The sequence below is a fragment of the Bacteroides sp. AF25-38AC genome (assembly GCF_003602995.1).
Taxonomy (GTDB): Bacteria; Bacteroidota; Bacteroidia; order Bacteroidales; family Bacteroidaceae; genus Bacteroides; species Bacteroides uniformis.
Map to the genome: position 1 here is coordinate 29022 of NZ_QTMD01000028.1, position 25276 is coordinate 54297.

The 25276-nt window shown below is 49.1% G+C and carries 19 protein-coding genes and 1 tRNA gene; 16 read left to right on the top strand and 4 right to left on the bottom strand.

What is annotated here, in order from left to right; all coding sequences use genetic code 11:
* Positions 1-8: 8 nt before the first annotated feature.
* The 11 genes from DWY55_RS16825 (at position 9) to DWY55_RS16875 (ending at position 14820) form a co-directional block, all read left to right on the top strand.
* Positions 9-2147: a penicillin-binding protein gene (locus DWY55_RS16825; protein ID WP_044467417.1), complete on the top strand. Its 2139-nt coding sequence runs from the start codon at positions 9-11 to the stop codon at positions 2145-2147.
* A gap of 45 nt (positions 2148-2192) precedes the next feature.
* Positions 2193-3641: a UDP-N-acetylmuramoyl-L-alanyl-D-glutamate--2,6-diaminopimelate ligase gene (locus DWY55_RS16830; protein ID WP_120178161.1), complete on the top strand. Its 1449-nt coding sequence runs from the start codon at positions 2193-2195 to the stop codon at positions 3639-3641.
* A 121-nt stretch (positions 3642-3762) separates the two neighbouring features.
* Entirely contained in the window at positions 3763-5031 is a 1269-nt protein-coding gene (gene mraY / locus DWY55_RS16835; RefSeq protein WP_117878558.1) for a phospho-N-acetylmuramoyl-pentapeptide-transferase, read from the top strand.
* Between the two features lie 95 nt (positions 5032-5126).
* Positions 5127-6461 carry a UDP-N-acetylmuramoyl-L-alanine--D-glutamate ligase gene (murD, locus tag DWY55_RS16840; RefSeq protein ID WP_117878560.1) on the top strand — a complete coding sequence of 445 codons (1335 nt, stop codon included), beginning with the start codon at positions 5127-5129 and terminating at the stop codon, positions 6459-6461.
* A 91-nt stretch (positions 6462-6552) separates the two neighbouring features.
* Positions 6553-7869, top strand: coding sequence for an FtsW/RodA/SpoVE family cell cycle protein (locus DWY55_RS16845; protein WP_005830397.1), 1317 nt, complete (start codon positions 6553-6555; stop codon positions 7867-7869).
* Positions 7870-7968: 99 nt separating this feature from the next.
* Positions 7969-9192 (top strand): undecaprenyldiphospho-muramoylpentapeptide beta-N-acetylglucosaminyltransferase, encoded by a 1224-nt coding sequence (murG, locus tag DWY55_RS16850; protein WP_117878562.1) that lies wholly within the window; start codon positions 7969-7971, stop codon positions 9190-9192.
* A gap of 69 nt (positions 9193-9261) precedes the next feature.
* Positions 9262-10707 carry a UDP-N-acetylmuramate--L-alanine ligase gene (murC, locus tag DWY55_RS16855; RefSeq protein WP_230372730.1) on the top strand — a complete coding sequence of 482 codons (1446 nt, stop codon included), beginning with the start codon at positions 9262-9264 and terminating at the stop codon, positions 10705-10707.
* A complete protein-coding gene (locus DWY55_RS16860) occupies positions 10700-11437 on the top strand; it encodes a cell division protein FtsQ/DivIB (protein WP_057256315.1) in 738 nt (245 codons plus the stop codon). Before murC ends, DWY55_RS16860 begins: the two co-directional genes overlap by 8 nt.
* An 83-nt stretch (positions 11438-11520) precedes the next feature.
* Entirely contained in the window at positions 11521-12954 is a 1434-nt protein-coding gene (gene ftsA, locus DWY55_RS16865) for a cell division protein FtsA (protein ID WP_117878564.1), read from the top strand.
* A 33-nt stretch (positions 12955-12987) separates the two neighbouring features.
* Positions 12988-14301 (top strand): cell division protein FtsZ, encoded by a 1314-nt coding sequence (gene ftsZ / locus DWY55_RS16870; protein WP_005830408.1) that lies wholly within the window; start codon positions 12988-12990, stop codon positions 14299-14301.
* Positions 14302-14370: 69 nt separating this feature from the next.
* Complete coding sequence (locus DWY55_RS16875) at positions 14371-14820, top strand: GatB/YqeY domain-containing protein (RefSeq protein WP_005830410.1); 450 nt, start codon at positions 14371-14373, stop codon at positions 14818-14820.
* A gap of 337 nt (positions 14821-15157) precedes the next feature.
* On the opposite strand, the gene recO is transcribed toward DWY55_RS16875, so the two are convergent.
* Positions 15158-15886 carry a DNA repair protein RecO gene (gene recO / locus DWY55_RS16880; protein ID WP_005834546.1) on the bottom strand — a complete coding sequence of 243 codons (729 nt, stop codon included), beginning with the start codon at positions 15884-15886 and terminating at the stop codon, positions 15158-15160.
* Between the two features lie 287 nt (positions 15887-16173).
* Here recO and DWY55_RS16885 point away from each other — a divergent pair.
* From DWY55_RS16885 to gyrB, 3 genes are all read left to right on the top strand, one after another.
* Positions 16174-16245 (top strand) — tRNA-Glu (locus tag DWY55_RS16885).
* Between the two features lie 40 nt (positions 16246-16285).
* On the top strand, positions 16286-16540 hold the full coding sequence (gene rpsT / locus DWY55_RS16890; RefSeq protein WP_005830420.1) for a 30S ribosomal protein S20: 255 nt from the start codon (positions 16286-16288) through the stop codon (positions 16538-16540).
* Positions 16541-16745: 205 nt separating this feature from the next.
* The gene (gyrB, locus tag DWY55_RS16895) at positions 16746-18707 is read left to right on the top strand and encodes a DNA topoisomerase (ATP-hydrolyzing) subunit B (protein ID WP_005830422.1); all 1962 of its coding nucleotides are present in this window, start codon (positions 16746-16748) and stop codon (positions 18705-18707) included.
* Positions 18708-18838: 131 nt separating this feature from the next.
* On the opposite strand, the gene DWY55_RS16900 is transcribed toward gyrB, so the two are convergent.
* The gene (locus DWY55_RS16900) at positions 18839-19420 is read right to left on the bottom strand and encodes a DUF3109 family protein (RefSeq protein WP_008662683.1); all 582 of its coding nucleotides are present in this window, start codon (positions 19418-19420) and stop codon (positions 18839-18841) included.
* Between the two features lie 112 nt (positions 19421-19532).
* The gene (gene gpmI / locus DWY55_RS16905) at positions 19533-21047 is read right to left on the bottom strand and encodes a 2,3-bisphosphoglycerate-independent phosphoglycerate mutase (RefSeq protein WP_117680932.1); all 1515 of its coding nucleotides are present in this window, start codon (positions 21045-21047) and stop codon (positions 19533-19535) included.
* A gap of 266 nt (positions 21048-21313) precedes the next feature.
* Here gpmI and DWY55_RS16910 point away from each other — a divergent pair, with 266 nt between their 5' ends.
* Positions 21314-22240: a magnesium transporter CorA family protein gene (locus DWY55_RS16910; protein WP_005834540.1), complete on the top strand. Its 927-nt coding sequence runs from the start codon at positions 21314-21316 to the stop codon at positions 22238-22240.
* A 6-nt stretch (positions 22241-22246) separates the two neighbouring features.
* Here the strand turns inward: DWY55_RS16910 and DWY55_RS16915 are convergent, their stop codons facing one another.
* The gene (locus DWY55_RS16915) at positions 22247-22855 is read right to left on the bottom strand and encodes a ribonuclease HII (protein WP_005834538.1); all 609 of its coding nucleotides are present in this window, start codon (positions 22853-22855) and stop codon (positions 22247-22249) included.
* 97 nt (positions 22856-22952) lie between these two features.
* Between DWY55_RS16915 and DWY55_RS16920 the strand changes: the two genes are divergently transcribed.
* On the top strand, positions 22953-24575 hold the full coding sequence (locus DWY55_RS16920) for a tetratricopeptide repeat protein (RefSeq protein WP_117878572.1): 1623 nt from the start codon (positions 22953-22955) through the stop codon (positions 24573-24575).
* The last annotated feature ends 701 nt before the right edge of the window (positions 24576-25276 follow it).

A 25276-nucleotide genomic window follows, 5' to 3' on the forward strand; every position in this document is an offset into this window, starting at 1 on the left:
AAAACATAATGACCCGTTACTTCTTCGTCGTCCTACTCATGGGGTTGGTGGGGATAGCTATTGTTGTGAAAGGCGCCATGATTATGTTTGCTGAGCGACAGTACTGGCACGATGTAGCCGACCGCTTCGTAAAAGAGAATGTAACGGTGAAGCCCAACCGGGGAAATATCCTGTCCTCGGATGGCAAACTGATGGCAAGTTCGCTGCCGGAATATAAAATATATATGGACTTCATGTCCGGCGAAAGGGACGAGAAGCGCCGCAAAAAGGACCAGCAGCGCAAGGATTCTATCTGGAAAGCCAATTTCGATTCTATCTGTATCGGGCTTCATCAGATTTTTCCAGACATCAGTGCCGCCACCTTCAAAAGCCATCTGCGCAAGGGGCGGGAGATGAAGAGCCGGAACTACAACATTCTTCCCAACCGCAACCGGCGCATCTCTTACATTCAGTATAAGGAAGCCAAACGGTTACCCGTATTCAAGATGAACAAATACCGAGGCGGTTTCCACGAACAGATATACAACCAGCGTAAAAAGCCGTTCGGTTCTTTGGCAGCCCAAACCCTGGGCCGTCTCTATGCCGATACAGCCATGGGAGCCCGTAACGGCATTGAACTGGCCTTCGACACCCTGCTGAAAGGACGAAACGGTATTACCCACCGTCAGAAGGTGATGAATAAATACCTGAATATCGTAGACCTTCCCCCGGTAGACGGTTGTGACATCATATCCACCCTCGACGTAGGCATGCAGGACATCTGCGAAAAAGCCTTGGTGGACAAGTTGAAGGAAATCAATGCCAACGTCGGGGTAGCCGTACTGATGGAAGTGGCTACCGGAGAAGTAAAGGCCATTGTCAACATGATGAAAGCCGGAGACGGCAATTACTACGAAATGAACAGTAATGCCATCAGCGATATGTTGGAACCGGGCTCCACCTTCAAGACAGCCTCCATTATGGTGGCACTGGAAGATGGCAAGATAACCCCGGATACCGAGGTAGACACGGGCAACGGTATTATGAATATGTACGGCAGTAAGATGAGGGACCACAACTGGCACCGGGGAGGTTACGGAAAGATAGATGTGACACGTATTCTGGAAGTTTCTTCCAATGTGGGTGTCTCCTACCTCATCGACAAGCACTACAAGGATAATCCGCAGAAGTTCGTGGACGGTTTGAAGCGCATGAGCATCGACCAGCCGCTTCATCTGCAAATACCCGGTGAAGGGAAACCCAACATCAAAGGGCCTAAAGAGCGTTATTTTGCCAAAACGACTTTGCCGTGGATGAGTATCGGTTACGAAACCCAGGTACCTCCCATAAACATACTGACCTTCTACAATGCCATAGCCAACAACGGAGTCATGGTACGCCCCAAATTTGTGAAAGCAGCGGTAAAGGACGGTGAGGTAGTGAAAGAATATCCTACGGAAGTAATCAATCCCAAGATATGTTCCGACCATACCTTGACACAAATCCGCGAAATCCTTCGGAAAGTGGTATCGCAAGGATTGGCAAAACCTGCCGGCAGCAAACAGTTCTCCGTATCGGGCAAGACGGGTACGGCACAGATTTCTCAAGGAGCCGCCGGATATAAGTCGGGACGGGTGAACTACCTTGTAAGTTTCTGCGGATATTTCCCCTCGGAAGCACCCAAATACAGTTGCATCGTTTCCATCCAGAAGCCTGGGTTACCAGCTTCAGGCGGTCTGATGGCAGGTAGTGTCTTCGGGAAAATAGCAGAAAGAGTGTATGCCAAAGACCTGCGTTTTGACATACGCAGTGCCATAGACAGTACCACCAATGTGATTCCTCCCGTGAAAGCCGGAGAGATGAACGAAGCACTCCTTGTACTGAATGATTTGAAAGTGCCCGTTCAGAAACAGTTCGCCGGACAAAAGAAAAAGGAACAGTGGGGGCATACACAAGCAGCTCCGTCGGCAGTCATCCTGCAAGACCAGGAACCGGCCTCGGGCACCGTGCCCAGCGTGGTCGGTATGGGAGCGAAAGATGCTGTCTACCTTTTAGAGAGCAAAGGACTGAAAGTAAGGCTAAACGGCGTAGGACGGGTGAGGAACCAGTCCATAGCAAGCGGTAGCCGGATAGTGAAAGGACAAACCATAGCCCTGACACTACGTTAACATGAGAATAAACAAGATTTGGATATACACTATATATAATAAGGTATGAGATTAAGTGATTTGTTGCAAACAATACAGCCGGTCCGGATTGCCGGAAGTACAAGCATGGAGATAACGGGGGTGAATATAGATTCCCGCCTGATAGGAACCGGACATCTGTTCATGGCCATGCGTGGTACGCAGACCGACGGGCATGCCTATATTCCGGCTGCCATCAATAAAGGGGCTGTTGCAGTATTGTGTGAAGAATTGCCGGAAGAGCTTAAGGCCGGCATCACCTACATTCAGGTGAAAGACAGTGAAGATGCCGTAGGGAAAGTGGCTACCACTTTCTATGGCGACCCTACATCCAAGATGGAACTCATCGGCGTGACCGGAACCAACGGAAAAACAACCGTTGCCACCTTATTATATAATACTTTCCGCTATTTCGGCTACAAGGTCGGACTGGTTTCCACTGTATGCAATTACATCGACGACCTGCCCGTACCGACCGAACACACCACCCCGGACCCGATAACCCTGAACCGCCTGCTCGGAGAAATGGCAGATTCCGGCTGCAAGTATGCCTTCATGGAAGTCAGTTCCCATTCCATTGCCCAGAAGCGCATCAGCGGTCTGAAGTTTGCCGGCGGTATTTTCACTAATCTGACCCGCGACCATCTGGATTATCATAAAACGGTGGAGAACTACCTCAAAGCCAAGAAAAAGTTCTTCGACGAACTGCCAAAAGGAGCTTTCAGCCTGACCAACCTGGATGACAAGAACGGACTTGTGATGACGCAGAATACCCGTTCGAAGGTATACACCTACTCTTTGCGTAGTCTTAGCGACTTCAAAGGCAAAGTCTTGGAGTCTCATTTCGAGGGAATGTTGCTCGACTTCAACAATCACGAACTGGCAGTACGTTTCATCGGAAAGTTCAATGCCTACAACCTGCTGGCGGTATTCGGTACTGCCGTATTGCTTGGCAAGAAAGAAGAGGATGTACTGGTTGCCCTCAGCACGCTGCATCCGGTAACCGGCCGCTTCGATGCCATCCGTTCACCGAAAGGCTACACCGCCATTGTGGACTATGCGCATACTCCAGACGCCCTGGTCAATGTATTGAACGCCATTCACGGAGTGCTGGAAGGAAAAGGGAAAGTGATTACCGTTGTGGGCGCCGGCGGCAACCGCGACAAAGGCAAGCGTCCCATCATGGCCAAAGAATCCGCCCGCTTGAGCGACCGGGTCATCATCACCTCCGATAACCCGCGCTTTGAAGAGCCGCAGGACATCATCAACGACATGCTGGCGGGACTGGATAAAGACGACATGCAGAAAACCATCAGCATCACCGACCGCCGCGAAGCCATCAAGACAGCCTGCATGCTGGCACAGCCGGGAGACGTGATTCTCGTTGCAGGCAAGGGGCATGAGAATTATCAGGAGATTAAAGGCGTGAAACACCATTTTGACGACAAAGAGATATTAAATGAGATAATGTGCTAATATGCCAATGTGCTAATTGCCATGCGTCATGTAGGATATTCATTCCTTTACCAGCAGATATACCAGACATCAATTAGCATATTGGCACATTAGCACATTAAACAATTAAATAATTAACATCATGTTATACTATTTATTTCAATGGTTAGACAAATATGACTTCCCCGGTGCGGGCATGTTTGGCTATACATCCTTCCGTTCGTTGATGGCAATCATTCTGGCATTGCTCATTTCGAGTATCTGGGGAGATAAGTTCATCAATCTACTGAAACGCAAGCAGATTACCGAAACGCAACGTGATGCCAGCATCGACCCGTTCGGCGTAAACAAGGTGGGAGTACCCAGCATGGGCGGTGTCATCATTATTTTTGCCATACTCATTCCTTGCCTACTACTGGGCAAATTGAACAATATTTATATGATATTGATGCTGATTACCACAATCTGGCTGGGGTCGCTGGGCTTTGCCGACGACTACATCAAGATATTCAAGAAGGACAAGGAAGGCCTGCACGGTAAGTTCAAAATCATCGGTCAGGTAGGCTTGGGACTTATCGTCGGACTGACTCTCTACCTCAGTCCGCAGGTGGTTATCCGCGAGAACATAGAAATAGAGAAACCGGACGGACAGATAGAAGTGGTGCATGCCGCCAAGGAAATCAAGGCAACACAGACCACCATCCCATTCTTCAAGAGTAACAACTTCGACTATGCCGACCTAGTGGGCTTCATGGGTGAACATGCCCAGACAGCAGGTTGGATACTGTTTGTGATTATCACGATTTTCGTAGTTACCGCCGTCAGCAACGGAGCCAACCTGAATGACGGAATGGACGGAATGGCGGCAGGGAACTCTGCCATTATCGGACTGACCTTGGGAATACTCGCCTACGTATCGAGCCACATTGAATATGCCGGCTACTTGAATATCATGTACATTCCCGGCTCGGAAGAACTGGTAATCTTTATCTGTGCCTTCATCGGTGCACTTATCGGCTTCTTGTGGTACAATGCCTATCCGGCCCAGGTATTCATGGGCGATACGGGCAGTCTGACCATTGGAGGAATCATCGCAGTATACGCCATCATTATTCACAAGGAACTGCTGATACCCATCCTTTGCGGTATCTTCCTGGTGGAGAACCTTTCGGTCATCCTGCAACGCCTCTACTACAAGGCAGGCAAGCGGAAAGGCGTGAAACAACGCCTCTTCAAAAGAACACCGATACACGACCACTTCCGCACTTCCATGAGCCTGATAGAGCCGGGATGCAGCGTAGTATTCACCAAACCGGACAAGCTGTTCCACGAATCCAAAATCACCATCCGCTTCTGGATTGTGACGATTGTATTGGCAGCGATAACGATTATAACATTAAAGATTAGATAATAATTATTCAATATGCTAATGTGCCAATGTGCTAATTGCCATGCGGCACGACAGCGCAGCTCATTAGCACATTGGCACATTAATCATATTAGTACATTATGAGAATTGTAGTATTAGGAGCTGGCGAAAGCGGCGCAGGCGCTGCCGTACTGGCCAAAGTGAAAGGATTCGACACGTTCGTCTCCGACATGTCCGCCATCAAAGACAAATACAAGGAACTGCTGGATAAATACGGCATTGCCTGGGAAGAGGGGCACCACACAGAAGAGCTGATTCTGAATGCTGACGAAGTAGTGAAAAGCCCCGGTATCCCCAACGACGCTCCGCTCATTATAAAATTAAAGGAAAAAGGTACGCCCATCATCTCTGAGATAGAGTTTGCGGGACGGTACACTGACGCAAAGATGGTCTGTATCACCGGCTCGAACGGAAAGACTACAACCACCTCGCTCATTTATCACATCTTCAAGAGTGCAGGCCTGAACGTCGGCCTCGCCGGCAACATCGGCAACAGCCTGGCCTTGCAGGTAGCCACGGAGCAGCATGATTACTACGTCATTGAGCTGAGTTCCTTCCAGCTGGACAATATGTATAACTTCCGTGCCAACATTGCCGTACTGATGAACATCACACCAGACCACTTGGACCGTTACGACCACTGTATGCAGAAATATGTGGACGCCAAATTCCGCATCACCCAAAACCAGACACCGGAAGACGCTTTTATCTTCTGGAACGACGACCCCATCATCAAGCGCGAGCTGGACAAGCATGGCCTGCGCGCCCATCTCTACCCGTTCGCTGCCGTGAAGGAAGACGGGGCCATCGCATACGTGGAAGACGGTGAAGTGGAAATCAACGAACCGATAGCCTTCAATATGGAGCAAGAGGAGCTGGCGCTGCACGGCACACACAACCTATACAATTCGTTAGCCGCCGGCATCTCGGCCAATTTGGCCGGCATCCGGAAAGAATATATCCGCAAAGCCTTGTCCGACTTCAAGGGAGTGGAACACCGGTTGGAGAAAGTAGCCACCGTACGCGGCGTGAGCTTCATCAACGATTCCAAGGCTACGAACGTAAACTCCTGCTGGTATGCCCTGCAAAGCATGACCGGCAAAACCGTACTTATCCTCGGCGGTAAAGACAAAGGAAACGATTACACGGAAATCGAAGACCTCGTACGCGAAAAGTGCTCTGCCCTGGTCTATTTGGGATTGCACAACGAAAAGCTGCACGCCTTCTTCGACCGTCTGGGACTGCCCGTAGCCGACGTGCAGACCGGCATGCAGGATGCCGTAGAAGCAGCCTTCAAGCTGGCAAAGAAAGGTGAAACCGTGTTGCTCAGTCCTTGCTGTGCCTCCTTCGACCTCTTCAAGAGCTATGAGGACCGCGGCAATCAGTTCAAAGCATGTGTCAGAGCACTATAAGATACGGATGCCGCAACAGTCCTATTACGCATCCCGTAACAAGAACGGCAACTTTTAATTCTTTAATTATTAATTTTTAATTTGCGAAGCATTGGATTTATTAAAGAGCATATTCAAAGGCGATAAAGTGATTTGGATTATTTTCCTTTTCCTTTGCCTCATCTCCATCACAGAGGTATTCAGTGCTGCCAGTACGCTGACCTACAAGAGTGGCGACCACTGGGGACCGATTACGCAGCACAGCATCCTCCTGATGGTAGGCGCCGTCATTGTAGTACTGGTACACAACATCCCCTATAAATGGTTTCAGGTGTTCCCGGTATTCCTGCTTCCGATATCCATCGGACTGCTGGCTTTTGTGATGCTGATGGGATTCATTACCGGCGACCGCGTAAACGGCGCAGCCCGCTGGATGACCTTCATGGGCATTCAGTTCCAGCCGTCAGAAATAGCGAAGATGGCCGTTGTCATCGTTACCGCCTTTATCCTCTCGAAAGGGCAGGATGAAGACGGTGCAAGTCCGAAAGCCTTTAAGCGCATCATGATTATTACCTGCATTGTCTGTGGCCTTATCCTGCCAGAAAACTACTCGACGGGAATGCTGCTCTTCGGAACGGTCTACCTGATGATGTTCATCGGGCGGGTATCTGCCAGGAAACTGCTGATACTGGGAGGAGGAATTGTGGCATTCGTAACAGTCTTTGTCGCCTTCCTGCTGGCCACGCCAGACAAGACATTGGAAAATATACCGATGGGGCACCGCTTCACCACTGTAAAATCCCGTATTGCAGACTTTACCAACAAGGAGGAAGTTCCTGCCGCCAAATTCGACATCGACGGCGACGGGCAAGTGGCACATGCCCGTATTGCCGTAGCTACGAGCAACGTTGTAGGCAAGGGTCCGGGAAACTCCGTACAGCGTGACTTTCTGAGCCAGGCATTCTCCGATTTCATCTATGCCATCATCATCGAGGAACTGGGACTGGTAGGCGGAATAGTCGTTGTGTTCCTTTATGTCTGCCTATTGGTGCGAGTGGGCCGTATCGCCAAAAAATGCGACCGCACTTTCCCCGCTTTCCTCATTACCGGAATAGCCTTGCTGCTCGTCACGCAGGCGCTGTTCAACATGATGGTTGCCGTAGGTCTGGCACCCGTCACGGGACAACCGCTTCCACTCATCAGCAAGGGTGGTACATCCACTTTCATCAACTGTGCCTACATCGGCATGATACTGAGTGTCAGCCGCTATACAGCCAAGCTGGAGGAACAGCGGATGCATGATGCGCAAGTGCCGATGCTGATAGATGCCGGAAATGCCGAGCACCCGGAACAACCGGCCGATAGCGAAGCACAGACAGCCGCCGAGCCGACAGCAAAGGTACTGAACAGTGATGCGGAGTTTGAATAACAGCCTCTCCCCCAACTCCTCCCCCGTAGGGAGGGGAGAAAAGAATAATAGAGTAATGGAGAGCATGCCAATAATACAAAAATAAAAAAGAACAAGAATATGAGTAAAGAGGCGAACAACTATACAACCCAAAGTAACTCTACCCCTCTCCCTACGGGGAAGGGGGTGAGGCTTATCATCAGCGGCGGCGGTACCGGAGGACATATCTTTCCGGCCATCTCCATCGCTAACGCCATAAAAGAGTTGTGTCCCGACGCGGAGATTCTCTTCGTAGGTGCCGAAGGAAGAATGGAAATGCAGCGTGTTCCAGATGCCGGTTACCGGATTATAGGCTTACCCGTTGCCGGATTCGACCGTAAACATCTGTGGAAGAACTTCTCCGTACTGCTGAAACTGATACGAAGCCAGTGGAAAGCACGGAGCATCATCAAGGAGTTCCGCCCGCAAGTAGCCGTCGGTGTAGGTGGCTATGCCAGTGGTCCTACGCTGAAAATGGCGGGCATGATGGGTATTCCCACGCTGATACAAGAACAGAATTCCTACGCCGGTGTCACCAACAAGCTGCTGGCACAGAAGGCATGCAAGATTTGCGTGGCCTACGAAGGTATGGAAAAATTCTTCCCGGCAGAAAAGATAATCATGACAGGTAATCCGGTGCGCCAGAACTTGCTCGGACATTCCATCCTGCACGCAGACGCCGTAAAGTACTTCGGATTGAACCCGGAAAAGAAGACTATCCTCATTCTGGGCGGCAGCCTGGGAGCCCGCACCATCAACCAGACACTGACCGCCGGCCTGGATATCATTCGTACCCACCCCGACGTACAGTTTATCTGGCAGACTGGCAAGATATACATTGACCAAGTCAGAGAAGCCATTACAGCCACTACGGGAGAAGCCGTACGTAACCCGCATATCAGTGCCATTCCGAATCTGTATGTGACGGACTTCATTAAGGATATGGCAAACGCCTATGCCGCTGCCGATCTGGTGATTTCACGTGCCGGAGCCGGTTCCATCTCCGAGTTCTGCCTGCTGCACAAGCCGGTCATCCTGGTTCCCTCACCCAATGTGGCCGAAGACCATCAGACCAAGAATGCGCTGGCGCTGGTGGATAAGGATGCAGCTATCTATGTGAAGGATGTGGAAGCGAAAGAGAAGCTGCTGCCGGTGGCGTTGGAGACAATCGCTAACCCCGAGAAGCTGCAAGACTTGAGCAAGAATATCGCCAAGCTAGCGTTGCCGGACTCGGCGACAATTATTGCGAAGGAGGTATTGAAGAGCCTCTCCCCTTGTCCCTCCCCCGTAGGGAGGGGGGAATAGATAGTACTGTTATCGTTCTTTTTATAATATCATACTTTTGGAAGAAGAGTTTGAAGAAAAAATTTGAATATGAATAAAAATATAAGCAATAGTAACTCATCTCCCCTCCCTACGGGGGAGGGGCAGGGGGTGAGGCTTGAAGCCATTCGCTCCGTTTATTTCGTCGGTGCCGGCGGCATCGGCATGAGCGCTCTGATACGCTATTTCCTCTCTAAAGGAAAGACAGTAGCGGGCTACGACCGTACGTCGAGCGAACTGACAGAACGTCTGATTACGGAAGGAGCACAGATACACTACGAAGAGGATATCAACCTTATTCCGGAGGAGTGCAAAGACAAGGCAAGCACGCTCGTGGTCTATACCCCCGCCGTGCCGCAAGAGCATGCAGAACTGACCTATTTCCGTGAAAACGGTTTCGACATACATAAGCGCTCCCAAGTATTAGGCATTATAACCCGCAGCAGCAAAGGCCTGTGCGTGGCAGGTACGCATGGCAAGACTACCACCAGCACCATGGCTGCCCACCTGCTGCACCAGTCACACGTGGGCTGCATCGCCTTCCTCGGAGGTATTTCGAAGAACTACGGTACGAATCTGCTGCTTTCCGCCACCAGCCCTTATACCGTTATCGAAGCGGATGAGTTCGACCGCTCCTTCCACTGGCTATCGCCCTGGATGAGTGTCATTACTGCCACCGACCCCGACCACCTGGATATATACGGCACCAAAGAAGCCTATCTCGAAAGCTTCCGCCACTACACCACGCTTATCCAGCCGGGCGGCGCCTTGATTCTACACAAAGGACTGGAAATGCAAGCCGACGTACAACCGGGCGTCGCCACCTATACCTACTCGCGCAACGAAGGCGACTTCCATGCCGAGAATATCCGCATCGGAAACGGTGAAATCTTCATCGACTTCGTGGCGCCTGACACCCGCATCAACGATATTCAGTTGGGTGTTCCCGTCAGCATCAACATCGAGAATGGTGTTGCCGCCATGGCACTCGCCCATCTCAGCGGTGCCACCGACGAAGAAATCAAGCAAGGCATGGCAAGCTTCCGCGGAGTGGACCGCCGTTTCGACTTCAAGCTGAAGAATGACCGGATTGTATTTCTCAGCGACTATGCCCACCACCCGGCGGAAATAGCCCAAAGCGTGAAGTCCGTCCGCGAGTTGTACCAAGACAAGAAGATAACCGTCATCTTCCAGCCCCACTTGTACACCCGCACCCGCGACTTCTATCGTGACTTTGCAGACAGCCTTTCCCTATCCGACGAGGTGATTCTGACAGAGATATACCCTGCCCGCGAGCAACCGATTCCCGGCGTGACGAGTCAGCTGATTTATGACAACCTCCGCCCCGGCATCGAGAAATGCATCTGTAGGAAAGAAGACGTCCTCAGCCTCCTCACCCAAAAGCACACCGAAGTATTGGTAGTGCTGGGAGCCGGAGACCTGGACAACTATGCGCCCCAAATCACCCAACTATTATCAGAAAAATATCATGGTTAAAAGGATTCTACTTTCTATCGTTCTGTTGCTTGTCATTGCTTACCTGGTAGTGGCTGTCACAGCTTTCAACCGCAAGCCCACCTCGCAGGTGTGCCAAGACGTGGAACTGGTGATAAAAGACACGGTATATGCCGGCTTCATCACGAAGAAGGAAGTAGCTACCCTGCTGGAAAAGAAAGGTATCAGCCCCGTTGGGAAAGACCTGGAACGCGTGCGCACCAAGACCTTGGAGCGCGAACTTGCCAAGCATCCCCTCATCGACCAGGTGGAGTGCTACAAGACCCCGAGCGGCAAGCTCTGCATCGAAGTGACCCAGCGCATCCCCATCCTGCGCGTGATGAGCGCCAACGGCGAAAACTACTATCTGGACAACAAAGGTACCGTGATGCCCCCCGATGCAAAGTGCGTTGCACATCTCGCCGTTGTAACCGGAAATGTAGAAAAGTCGTTTGCCATGAGGGATTTATATAAGTTTGGTGTATTTTTGCAAAAGAATTCTTTTTGGAATGCACAGATAGAGCAAATTCATGTATTGCCCGGCAAGAACATCGAGTTAGTGCCCCGTGTCGGCGACCATCTTATCTATTTAGGCAAGATTGCCGGATTCGAGAAGAAGCTGAAACGTGTAAAGGCATTCTACGAAAGAGGATTGAACCAGGTGGGTTGGAACAAATACTCCCGTATCAGCGTTGAATTTGATAATCAAATCATCTGCACAAAGAGAGAGTAGAGAAAGGGATTTACTAATAGTCCTTCTTTATCAAAGCGCAGCAAATAGTAAATTGTAAATAGTAAAATAGTAAATAAATAGATATGGCAACAACAGATTTCATCGCCGCTATCGAGTTGAGTTCTTCCAAGATTTCCGGTATCGCAGGAAAGAAGAACAGTGACGGAAGTATCCAGGTGTTGGCTTATGCACGCGAAGATGCATCCCCGTTTATACACAAAGGGGCCATCTACAACATTGACAAGGCCGCACAAGCGCTGACTTCCATCATCAACAAGCTGGAAGGCCAGCTGAACAACTCCATCGCCAAAGTATATGTAGGCATCGGCGGACAATCATTGCGCACGGTGAGGAATGCGGTAAGCCGTACGCTGGAGGAAGAGAGCATCATTTCGCAAGAACTGGTAGACGAGATTTGCGACGAGAACCGTGATGTACCCTTGGTAGACATGAGTGTGCTGGATGTAGCCCCGCAAGAATACAAGATAGACAACACGCTGCATGTGGAGCCCGTAGGAGTTGCCGGAAGATACATCACCGGGCAGTTCCTCAACATCGTAGCGCGTGCCTCGCTGAAGAAGAACCTCGAACACAGCTTCGAGCAAGCCAAAGTGGAAATTGCCGACGACCTGCTCGTGGCCCCCACTGCGTTGGCCAAAGCCGTGCTGACCGAAAACGAGATGCGTTCGGGCTGCGCACTGGTGGACTTCGGTGCCGACACCACCACCGTGCTGGTCTATAAGAACAATATCCTGCGCTACCTCAGCGTACTGCCGCTGGGTGGAAACAACATTACCCACGACATCACTTCCCTGCAAATGGAAGAGGAAGATGCCGAGAAGCTGAAACTGCAATACGGTGATGCCCTCTACGAGGAGGAAGAAGACGCCGAGACCCCTGCCGTATGCACGTCGGAAGACGGCCGTACCTTCGAACTGGCCCTGCTGAACAATATTATCGGAGCACGTGCAGAAGAAATTCTTGCCAACGTATGGAACCAGTTGCAACTTTCCGGCTACGAGGACAAACTTTTCTCCGGTGTTGTATTCACCGGTGGAGGAGCCAATCTGAAGAATCTTGAGAAAGCCTTCCATAGAGTGAGCAAGATTGAAAAGGTAAAGACCGCCAAGTTCGTACAGACCACCGTCCACACACGCAGCGACGAGCCCAAGAAGGACGGCATGCACAACACACTGCTGGGCCTGCTGGCTGCCGGCAACGAGAATTGCTGCCTGCAAGAGGTGAAGCCGGTGCAGCAGCCTGCCTCCAATGTTCCTCCCAAACCGGTCGACATATTCGTTGACGACGAAGCGCTGAAAGAGCAGGAAGCCGCCGCACGCGCCGCCAAGGCACAGCGCGAGAAGGAAGAGAAAGAACGCAAGGAGCGTGAGCGAAAAGAAAGGGAGCTGCGCGAAAAGGAAGAAAAGAAGAAGAAAAAGAAAGAAGGCCCCAGCTGGTTCGAAAAGACTTTCAACAAGCTTTCCAACGAAATCTTCTCGGACGACGATATGAAGTAATAATGTGATAATGTGCCAGAAAATTAAGTTATTATGGAAGATATAGTACAATTCGATTTCCCGACCGATTCACCGAAAATCATTAAAGTAATCGGTGTAGGTGGAGGTGGCGGCAATGCCGTGAACCATATGTACCGGGAAGGTATACACGACGTGACGTTCGTACTGTGCAACACAGACAACCAAGCGTTGAAGGACTCTCCCGTGCCCGTGAAGTTACAGCTTGGAAAAGAAGGTCTGGGAGCCGGAAACCGCCCTGCCCGTGCCCGCAAGGCAGCAGAAGAGAGCATCGAAGACATCAAGAATATGCTGAACGACGGCACCAAGATGGTATTCATCACTGCCGGAATGGGCGGTGGTACCGGTACGGGTGCCGCACCCATCATTGCACAAACCGCCAAGGAAATGGACATCCTGACCATCGGCATCGTCACCATCCCTTTCCGCTGGGAGGGCGACAAGAAGATAGACCAGGCACTGGATGGCGTAGAGGAAATCAGCAAGCACGTAGATGCCCTGCTGGTCATCAACAATGAAAAGCTGAGCGAGATATACAGCGAGCTATCCGTAGACGACGCGTTTGACAAGGCCGACGACACCCTTTCGGTAGCCGCCAAGAGTATTGCCGAAATCATCACCCTGCATGGAAAGGTGAACCTCGACTTCAACGACGTGAAAACAGTGCTGAAGGACGGCGGCGTAGCCATCATGAGTACCGGCTACGGCGAAGGTGACAACCGTGTCAGCGAAGCCATCAAGAACGCGCAGCACTCGCCGTTGCTGAACAACAACGACATCTTCAACTCCAAGAAAGTACTCCTCAACATCTCTTACAGTGCACAATACAAGCTGATGATGAGCGAAATGGACGAGGTGAAGGAGTTCATGAACCGTTTCAGCCGCGACTTCGAAACCAAATTCGGTATGGCCATTGACGACAAGCTGGAACAGAAAGTGAAAATCACCCTGCTTGCCACCGGTTTCGGTATCCAGGACATCCACATGAAGGAAATGGACGACCGCATCACCCAGCGCACCGCCGAAGAACAGCAACGCCTTGCCGAGCTGGAGGAGGAAGAGGAACAGAGACGCAACCGCCGCGAAGTGTACTATGGCAAGGATGCCAATGCCCGTTCCCAGCGCAGCCGCCGTCGCCATATCTATCTCTTCAATCCCGAAGACATGGACAACGCCGACATCATCAGCATGGTAGAGAATTCTCCGACCTATCTGCGTGACAAAAGCACGCTGAACAGCATCAAGATGAAGGCAGAGCAGGAAGGGCAGCTCGCCACCGAAGCCGCGCAAGAGGCAGAAGGCGGTGCAGGGGGAGTCATCACCTTCTGATTTTTCCGTTCCCGATATGTAAAACCATCCTCCTCCCCTTCGGGGGAACAGGAGTAAACCTATAACAATATGGATTTATTTGAAAAAGTCAGCGAAGACATTAAAACAGCCATGAAAGCCAAAGACAAAGTGGCTCTCGAAACATTGAGAAACGTAAAGAAAGTATTCCTTGAAGCCAAAACCGCTCCCGGAGCCAACGATACCCTGAGCGATGCAGATGCTTTGAAGATTATCCAAAAACTGACCAAGCAAGGCAAAGACGCCGCTGAAATCTATGTACAGCAAGGTCGCCAGGACTTGGCAGACGATGAGCTGGCACAAGTAAAGGTGCTTGAAACCTATCTGCCCAAGCAGATGAGCGCCGAAGAACTGGAGGCAGCCTTGAAGGAAATCATAGCCGAAGTCGGCGCCACCAGCGGCAAGGACATGGGCAAGGTGATGGGTGTAGCCAGCAAGAAACTTGCCGGACTTGCCGAAGGCCGCGCCATCTCAGCCAAAGTAAAAGAGTTGCTGGGATAAAGAAATACACTTCCCCTATCATATAAGCCGTGCTTCAACAGAGGGACTCAGCGTCCAAAGTCTGTTGAACACGGCTTTTTACATACCAATCCATATCCTCCCCCACAAGAGATTATACGCTATCTATCAACGCATTATATTTACCGACCGTTTACCATAAGATGTAAAAGCCGTTACCTAATGATGTAACGACGGTTACCCTATATTGAAACGGTCGTTACCCTATATTGTAACGACCGTTACAGCTTATCGTAACGACCCTTACAGCAGTAAGTAAAACTCCCTACTCCTATAATAAAGGCAGCGCACACTTATTGGGCCGTTACATCGACGATAATCAATCAAAAAGCTCCTTCAATACCTCAAGTGATTTCAATACCGGGAAATCCGGCAGATGCAGACGATAATATTCATTCATAATGTTCAGGCAGCGGGTACGCTCCAACCGGTTCATGGTGAAAAGATGCATCGTTTCATAATTCATGCGCATCAGCTGTGTCAGGCGGGCCGCCTCCTCGGGAGCGATGTAATTGGAATGGAGCTGCGGACGCAAGGGAGTGAAACAAGCATTCTGCAAATCGAAGTAATCTCCGGCATGATAATCCTCCAGGTTGGGATACAAACCGAGAAAACGGGAAAGGCGCATCAGGAAGACCAGATGGAAATTGGCAAACCCCTCCCTGCATTCATCCAGCCAGATGACGGAATGATACAGATAAGCAAACAGCGGACGGTTCTCCGCCTCCTCCCGGACGGCGCGATAAAGGAATTCCGAAAGAAACAAAGCGATGGCAGATTTGTAGGGATCGTAGGGAAGCGTGGCGAAAGGATAAAGAGACTTCGCCTCCTTCACCTTATATATAGTGGCATTAGGACGGAAATCGGCTTCAAGTTCCACCAATGCCAGCGGCTGGAAGAGTACCGGCTTCACCGCCGCCTTGCGCGAACGGGGTATGGACACCATGAAGGAAGCCCTGCCAGCCACCTCCGTATAGATGTCTGCAATGAGAGATGTATCCTTATATTTCAAGGTATGCAGCACAATTCCCAGTGTTTTCTGTAACATTCCCGATTTCTTTATCTGGTTTCAATCTGATAACAAAGCTACAAAAAAAGCCCGAAAGAAGAGAAACAAAAGGAGAAGAATAAAAAAACAAGGTAAGGAGTGCAAAAAGCAAAAGCACGTATTACACTGATTTTCAACAAACAAGACGCTAACCTATGACAAAAAGCAACAAAAAGCTATATTTTTTTCTTGCGAATGTTTTGGTAATTCAAAAATAGTTTCTACCTTTGCATCCGCAAACGAGAAATAAAGGCTCTTTGCAAGAGCGGAAACGCTCACCAAAGGATGGCCCGTTCGTCTATCGGTTAGGACGCAAGATTTTCATTCTTGAAAGGGGGGTTCGATTCCCCCACGGGCTACAAAATAAAAAAATAAACGAATTAAAAAAGATTAGTCGAGATGGCAAATCATAAATCATCACTGAAGAGAATCAGACAAGAAGAAACAAGAAGACTTCACAACAGATATTATGGCAAGACCATGAGAAACGCTGTTCGTAAGCTTCGTGCTACTACAGACAAAGCTGCAGCAACAGCAATGTATCCGGGTATCACAAAACTGTTGGATAAATTGGCTAAGACTAATGTAATCCACAAGAACAAGGCTAACAACCTGAAGTCAAAATTGGCTATCTATATCAACAAGCTGGCTTAAGTTGACTGTTACACAAAAGATATTACAAGGCTGGACTTTTTAGTCCGGCCTTTCTCATTTATACCTCTCTATTTACCTGCTTCCACACAAGTTTCTTTTCTGTGCTAAAAAGCTGTAAACTACCCGAATTTATCCGTTTGTTTAGCACCATATCCCGAGGATTTTCACTATATTTGCTCTGTTATTACAATAAGGAAAAAAGATTATGACTGAAGAACAGATTCACTCCAATAACGGGAGCTATTCTGCCGAAAACATCCAGGTACTGGAAGGTTTGGAAGCAGTGAGAAAGCGTCCCGCGATGTATATTGGCGACATTAGCAGCAAAGGACTTCACCACCTAGTGTACGAGGTTGTGGACAACTCCATCGACGAGGCACTTGCCGGCTATTGCGACCACATCGAAGTCACCATTAACGAGGACAACTCCATCACCGTACAAGACAACGGACGTGGTATCCCGGTAGACTATCACGAAAAGGAAAAGAAATCCGCACTGGAAGTTGTAATGACCGTACTGCATGCCGGAGGTAAGTTCGACAAAGGTTCCTACAAGGTATCGGGAGGTCTGCATGGTGTAGGTGTATCTTGCGTAAACGCCTTGTCTACACATATGACTACCCAGGTTTTCCGTAACGGAAAAATCTATCAGCAGGAATATTCCTGCGGACATCCGCTCTACTCCGTCAAGGAAGTGGGCACAACAGACATTACCGGTACACGCCAGCAGTTCTGGCCGGACGATACCATCTTTACGGAAACAGTCTACAACTATGATATTCTTGCCACCCGCATGCGCGAGTTGGCTTACCTGAACGCAGGCATCAAGATTTCACTGACCGACCTTCGCGTAAAGGACGAAGAGGGAAATGCCAAGAAGGAAATCTTCTACTCGGAAGAAGGCCTGAAGGAATTTGTGCGCTACGTGGACTCCTCACGCGAACACTTCATGAACGATGTAATCTACATCAACACCGAGAAGCAAGGCACACCGGTGGAAGTAGCCATCATGTACAACACTTCTTATAACGAAAATGTACACTCTTACGTAAACAACATCAATACCATTGAAGGGGGTACCCACTTGGCTGGTTTCCGCCGTGCACTGACCCGTACATTGAAAAAATACGCCGAAGACAACAAGATGCTGGAGAAAGCCAAGGTAGAGATTGCAGGCGACGACTTCCGCGAAGGATTAACTGCCGTTATCTCCATCAAGGTGGCAGAGCCTCAGTTCGAAGGACAGACCAAGACAAAGCTGGGTAACAACGAAGTGATGGGTGCCGTAGACCAGGCTGTGGGCGAAGCCCTCACCTACTACTTGGAGGAACACCCGAAGGAAGCCAAGTTGATTGTAGACAAGGTGATTCTTGCCGCCCAGGCACGTATCGCCGCACGTAAGGCACGCGAATCCGTACAACGCAAATCGCCGATGTCCGGCGGTGGCATGCCCGGTAAGTTGGCCGACTGCTCCAGCAAGGACCCGGAAGAATGCGAATTGTTCCTCGTCGAGGGTGACTCGGCAGGCGGTTCAGCAAAGCAAGGCCGTAACCGTGCGTTCCAAGCTATCCTGCCGCTTCGCGGTAAGATTCTGAATGTGGAAAAGGCCATGTGGCACAAGGCATTCGAGAGCGACGAAGTAAACAATATCATCCAGGCGCTGGGCATCCGTTTCGGCGTGGACGGTGAAGACAGCAAAGAAGCGAACATTGACAAGCTGCGCTACAAGAAGATTATCATCATGACCGATGCCGACGTCGATGGTTCTCACATCGACACGCTGATTATGACGCTTTTCTTCCGCTACTTCCCGCAAGTCATCCAGCAGGGTTGCTTGTACATCGCCACTCCTCCCCTTTACCTTTGCACCAAAGGCAAGGCGAAAGAGTATTGCTGGACAGACCAGCAACGCCAGAAGTTCATCGACACTTACGGCGGCGGTTCGGAAAACGCAGTACACACCCAACGCTACAAAGGTTTGGGTGAAATGAACCCGGAACAGTTGTGGGAAACCACCATGAATCCGGAAAACCGCATGCTGAAGCAGGTGCATCTTGAAAATGCAGCCGAAGCCGACTATATCTTCTCCATGCTGATGGGTGAAGACGTGGGCCCGCGCCGCGATTTCATCGAAAAGAATGCAACGTATGCAAATATTGACGCTTAATAAATAATAAATAACCAACCTCACATCTTACAACGAGGAAGCCCCGGACGGGCAGGATAATCCTGCTGACCGGGGCTTTTCCTTTATCCCTCTTCTCCTCCAAAGAAGAGGCCCGTCTCCGCACGGAAGAACTATAGGATTCCTTGTTTTTTCATCTCTTCCACTACCAATTCCAGCTCTGCATACCAGTCCTCACCAAACTTACGGATAAGCGGCTCTTTCAGAAACTTATACACGGGCAGATTTTCCTTTTGTCCCAACAGCATAGCGGCTTTGCAGACATCCCAACGATGATAGTTCACTGCCTTATAGAGTCCGTAGTTCCCCACCCTTATCGGATAGAGATGGCAGGATATAGGTTTGTAGAAGTTGGTCCTACCCTCACGGTAAGCCTTTTCGATGGCACAATAGCAACAGCCTTTATCATCATAGCAGGTAAAGACGCAATCCTTGTTGTTTACAATAGAAGTCACCAGGTCACCTTCACAATCGGTATAGACCACACCTTGCTCCTCTATCACGGTGCGGGCTTCGGGAGAAAGCTCGTCCCAAATCAGCGGAAGCACCTCTTCCAGTTTCTCCACCTCGTCCAGCTCTACGGGAGCACCGGCATCGCCCTCAATGCAGCAAATCCCCTGGCAGGCACCCAAGTCACACAAGAACTTCTCGCGCAAGACATCGAAAGAAACCACAACATCACCAATCTGTATCATAATCGTTCTATTGAAAAAAGACGCGGATTATCCGGATTGCACAGACTCAACTTTAAGAGCATCCGTGGAATCCGTATAATCCGCGTCTAAATATTGTTACGGCTTTGACGCCTTACTTAATCAAATCCTTACCAGTCATTTCAGCCGGCTGCTCCATACCCAAGATATGCAGGATAGAAGGAGCTACGTCAGCCAATACACCGTTCTCAACCTTGGCGTCCTTGTTTGCAGTAACGTAAACGAAAGGAACGGGGTTCAGAGAGTGGGCAGTATTCGGAGTACCATCCTCATTCAGAGCATGGTCGGCATTACCGTGGTCGGCGATGATGATTACTTCATAATCGTTTGCCTTGGCAGCCTCAACGGTGTCTTTCACACATTCGTCGATGGCTTTCACTGCCTTCTCGATAGCTTCGTAGATACCGGTATGTCCCACCATATCACCATTGGCGTAGTTCACCACGATGAAATCGAACTTCTGGGTCTTGATAGCTTCAACCAACTTGTCCTTCACCTCGTACGCACTCATTTCAGGCTTCAAGTCGTAAGTGGCAACCTTCGGAGAAGGAACCAGGATGCGCTCTTCAGCATCGTAGGGAGTCTCGCGGCCACCGTTGAAGAAGAAAGTCACGTGTGCATACTTCTCTGTTTCGGCAATGTGCAGCTGGGTCTTGCCATTGGCAGCAAGATATTCGCCCAATGTGTTCTGTACATTCTCCTTATCAAAAAGGATATGTACACCCTTGAAGCTGGCGTCATACGGAGTCATGCAGTAGAACTGCAGGCCCGGAATGGTTTGCATGCCTTGTTCGGGCATATCTTGCTGGGTGAGGACAACGGTCAATTCCTTGGCACGGTCGTTACGGTAGTTGAAGAAGATTACAACATCACCTTCCTTGATGGTACCGTCGAAGCCACCGTTCACAATCGGCTTGATGAATTCATCCGTAACGCCTTCGTCGTAGGACTCCTGCATAGCCTGGACCATATCCGTAGCGACCTTCCCTTCACCGTTTACCAACAAATCGTAGGCAACCTTCACACGTTCCCAACGTTTGTCACGGTCCATGGCATAGAAACGTCCCACGATGGAAGCAATCTTGCCGGCAGACTTCTCGCAATGGGCAGTCAGCTGCTCAATGAAGCATTTACCGCTCTTCGGGTCGGTATCACGACCGTCCATAAAACAGTGGATGAAGGTATTCTCGATACCGTATTCCTTGGAAATATCGCAGAGTTTGAACAAATGGTCAAAAGAGCTGTGCACGCCACCGTTGCTGGTCAGTCCCATAAAGTGGATATTCTTGCCGTTTTCCTTTGCATATGAGAAAGCAGAAACAATTTCCTTGTTCTTCAGGATGCTGCCATCGGCACAAGCACGGTTAATCTTCACCAAATCCTGGTAAACAATGCGTCCGGCACCGATATTGAGGTGACCTACTTCAGAATTACCCATCTGTCCGTCGGGCAAACCAACGTTTTCACCGCTTGCCTGAAGCTCGGAATGCGGATAAGCTGCCAACAGACTGTCCCAATACGGAGTAGGTGTATTGAAAATCACATCATCTTTGCCTTGATCGCCGATGCCCCAGCCATCAAGAATCATTAAAAGGGCTTTCTTACTCATAATATTAATCGAATTTAATTGTATAATCTTTTTGTATGATACAAACGTTCTTTATAGTAGGAACCTGTTTTTGCGCTGCAAAGGTACAAAAAACAGCTGTTAAAGCGTACTGTTTCAAATGATTTATGTACTTTTGCCACGCTTAAAAAATAAAAAACAAGAAATATGGACGATTCAAACCCACGAACGTGCAATAGTATTCACCAATAAAACGAACGGAGACGTTGACTGCAATGCCTCTGTTCCAACCTGAAAGGAGGCAAACAATGAGAAAGTATCTCTACAGTGAAAACGGCTTCACTGAAAAGGCCGAATGGCAACCCAACTGCTGGGTCAACGTAGAATGCCCGGACAACGATGATTTCAAATTCCTTACCGAAGAGCTGAAAGTTCCCGAATCATTCTTGGAAGACATAGCCGACGTGGACGAGCGCCCGCGTACGGAAACAGAAGACAACTGGCTGCTGACCATCCTCCGCATCCCGATGCAGAGCAACCAACGCGGCGTGCCGTTCATCACCGTGCCCATCGGCATTATCACCAATGACGGAATCATCGTTTCTGTCTGCTATCACCACACGGAGCTGATACCGGACTTCATCCAGCACACACGCCGGAAGAACATAGTCGTCAACAATAAACTGGATTTGATTCTGCGAATCATCTACTCTTCTGCCGTCTGGTTCCTGAAGTATCTGAAACAGATAAACAACGACGTGGCCACCGCCGAAAAAGAGCTGGAGAAAAGCATCCGCAACGAAGACCTCCTGCAACTGATGAAGCTGCAGAAGACGCTGGTCTACTTCAACACTTCCATCCGTGGCAATGAAGTGATGATAGGACGGCTGAAAAACATCTTTCAGGACACCAATTATCTGGATTTGGAATTATTGGAAGACGTGGTCATCGAGTTGAAGCAGGCATACAATACCGTGAACATCTACAGTGATATTCTGACGGGAACCATGGACGCCTTCGCCTCCATCATCTCCAACAATGTGAATGCCATCATGAAACGTATGACAAGCCTCAGCATTACACTGATGATTCCCACGTTGATAGCCAGTTTCTACGGCATGAATGTGGACATCCACCTGGAGAGTTTTCCGCACGCGTTTATTTTCATCATACTTTTGTCAGCAATATTATCAGCAGTGACATTCGTATGGTTCAGAAGGATTAAGTGGTTCTAAACAGCATCATTGTCCGAAGTTCAGCGACAACTGCCCATCCCCCAAGAGATTGAACGTCAAGCGATGATAGGGTGTAGTGCCCCGCTCAGCAATGGCGGCACGATGTTTCTTGGTGGGATACCCCTTGTTACGATTCCAGTCATAATACGGATATTCCTCGTGAAGGCGGTTCATGTAGTCATCACGATAGGTCTTTGCCAAAATGGAGGCGGCAGCGATGGAAAGGTACTTCCCGTCTCCTTTCACTACGGTAGTATGCGGCAAGTCCCGATATTTTTTAAAGCGGTTGCCGTCTATCAGCAGATGTTGCGGACGGACATTCAGTTGGTCAACAGCACGATGCATGGCAAGAAAGGAGGCATTGAGAATATTGATTTTGTCAATTTCTTCGGGAGAGACGACGCCCACCGCCCATGCCAGAGCCTCTTTCTCAATCACTTCACGCAAGGCATAGCGTTGTTTTTCCGTCAGCTGCTTGGAGTCGTTCAAAAGTTCATTCTTAAAGTCCGTTGGCAGAATAACAGCAGCGGCATAGACCGCACCGGCCAGACAGCCGCGACCGGCCTCATCGCATCCTGCCTCTATCAAATCTTTATTCAAATAAGGTAATAACATATATATCGCTATCTTTGAGGCACAAAGATAAATCTTTTTGGAGGGAAACCGGACTTCTAAGAAGAATTAATTAAATTTGCAGAAACAAGACGATGCCATGAAGAAAAACCTATGTCTACTACTCGTATGTCTTCTGTCAGCAGCTGCCCCACTGCAAGCTCAAGACATGCAGCAAGCACAGAAATTGATTGACCAAGCACAGAAATACCTGTACAACAACCCCAAACAAGCTTCCTACTATGCAGCTCAGGCTTCTGCCTTGTTTCCCGAAGATGAGCCCAGTGAGGTCCGCGCACAAGCTATGATTCTCTACTGTCAAGCCGAACAATTGTTGGGGAACTTCGACCTAAGTATCAAGAATCTTTATGACACCCAAAAATATATCCATCCCACCAACAAAAAACAAATGGCACAACTCTGCTCCTTGATGGGGCGTGTATACAGCAAACTAGGCGATTACAACAAAGCCATTGAACTGAACGACAAAGCAACCTCCATCTTCAAATCCATCGGCGATTCCACCTCTGTGGCCGGATGCTATAACGAACGTGGAGTAATGCACCACTTCATGAGTGAATTTACCGTTGCCGAGCGTTTCTTCCAGCGTGCGCTGGCCATCAACCGTGCCCAACGAAACCTGAAAGAGATTGCAACCAACCTGAACAACCTCTGTCTGTACCGGGGAAATACGGAAGAGAAACTTTCTTTCATCCAGGAAGCCATCACCATCAACAAGAATCTGGATGCCCAATGGTCTCTTGGCGAAAACTACAACAACATGGGGAAACAGTATTACTATGACAAGCAATACTCCAAAGCCTTGGAAGCCTTGCATAAAGCCTACGAGTATGCCCACAACATCGGAGCCCGCGAACTGATTTGCGACAATTACGAATATTCGTCCATGGTATATGCAGCTATAGGTGACTATGCCCAAGCCTATAAGTATCTGAACAAGAGGTACCACCTGGGCAAGGAACTGCAAAGTAGCAACAAGCTACGCAACATCGAGCAGGAAATTTCCTACAAAAGATACCAAGACCAAAAATATGCTACTGAAATGCAGGAACAAACCTACAAGATAGAGCTACTGAAACGCAATTTGTGGCTTTTGGGCAGCGTACTTATTCTGGGAATAGCTTTCAGCATCTTTCTATATAAATGGTATAAACGCCGAAAAGATTTGCAACTGATAGAAGCACGCTACCAATTGCAACTGTCCGAAAAAGAAGTGGCCGAACTGAAGATGCATCAGCAAGAGCTGGAACTTCAAAATGTACACAATGCCCTGGCTACCAGTCGGCAGGAGGCAACCAGCTTCGCCGTATTCCTGAAAAGCCGCAATGAACTGCTGGACAAAATACGCGGAATGGTGAAAGAAGGATATAAGATGGACGCGCAAGCCATCACGCCCCACCTGAAGAAAATCAACGCATTCATCAGCCAGAGCCAAAGCGGAGACAAAACCAACAGTGCCCTATTGACAAACATCGATGATAAAAGCAATGAATTCCTCCAAAGACTGGTAGCGATTCATCCCAAACTGACACAAGGCGAGAAATATCTTGCCACCCTGCTAAGGGTGAACCTGTCTACCAAAGAAATATCCATGTTGACCGGCACCACCCCCAAAACCATCAATATGAACCGATACCGCCTGCGCAAATCCCTCAACCTCTCTTCCGAAGAAGACCTAACCAACTATCTACAGAATATATAACCCGGCTCAAGGCTGAAAATATTTATTTTGCATTTCTACCCTCACCGCCCTCACTGCTTACCTAAAAGTCTTTATTCATCGGACTTTCAGAGGTGAGTAAGGGCAATTTCAAAAAGGTGAGGGTAAAGTTTGCTCTCACTTTGTCTCAGTAGAAACAAGGCATCGAACAAGTAAGCATAGGCTCGCAAGTCCGGAAGAAGGGACTACTGTATCAGTATGCAAATGAAAGAACCGTCTACTGATGACGTTTATAAAGAAAAAAAGTGTCTAGTGAAATCAGGAAAAGACAGCTTTCTTTTTGTTTCCCCCAATATAACCGCTTGTTTCAACACACAGAACGGTTTATTTCGACGTGTAGAACAATGTGTTTCATTAGGGCGAACACTTTGTTCCATTATAGTGAACACTTTGTTTCATACTATATAAACACCTTGTTTTATGTTGTGCAAACAAAACGTTTTATACTACATGAACGAAGTGTTTTGTACTGCAGAAACAAAGTGTTCATCACTATGAACTAATAAGTTATCCGTATTTTGCAAGAGATAAGATATGAATGTCATCCGTCTTATACTCGACTTCCTCTTTTACAGATGGCTTGCAGATAAAACATCTGCAAACCATCTGCAAGGGACATCATTGATAAACAGTAGTATCTCAACTCTCCTCCGAGGAGGAGAGTTGAGATACTACTGTTTATC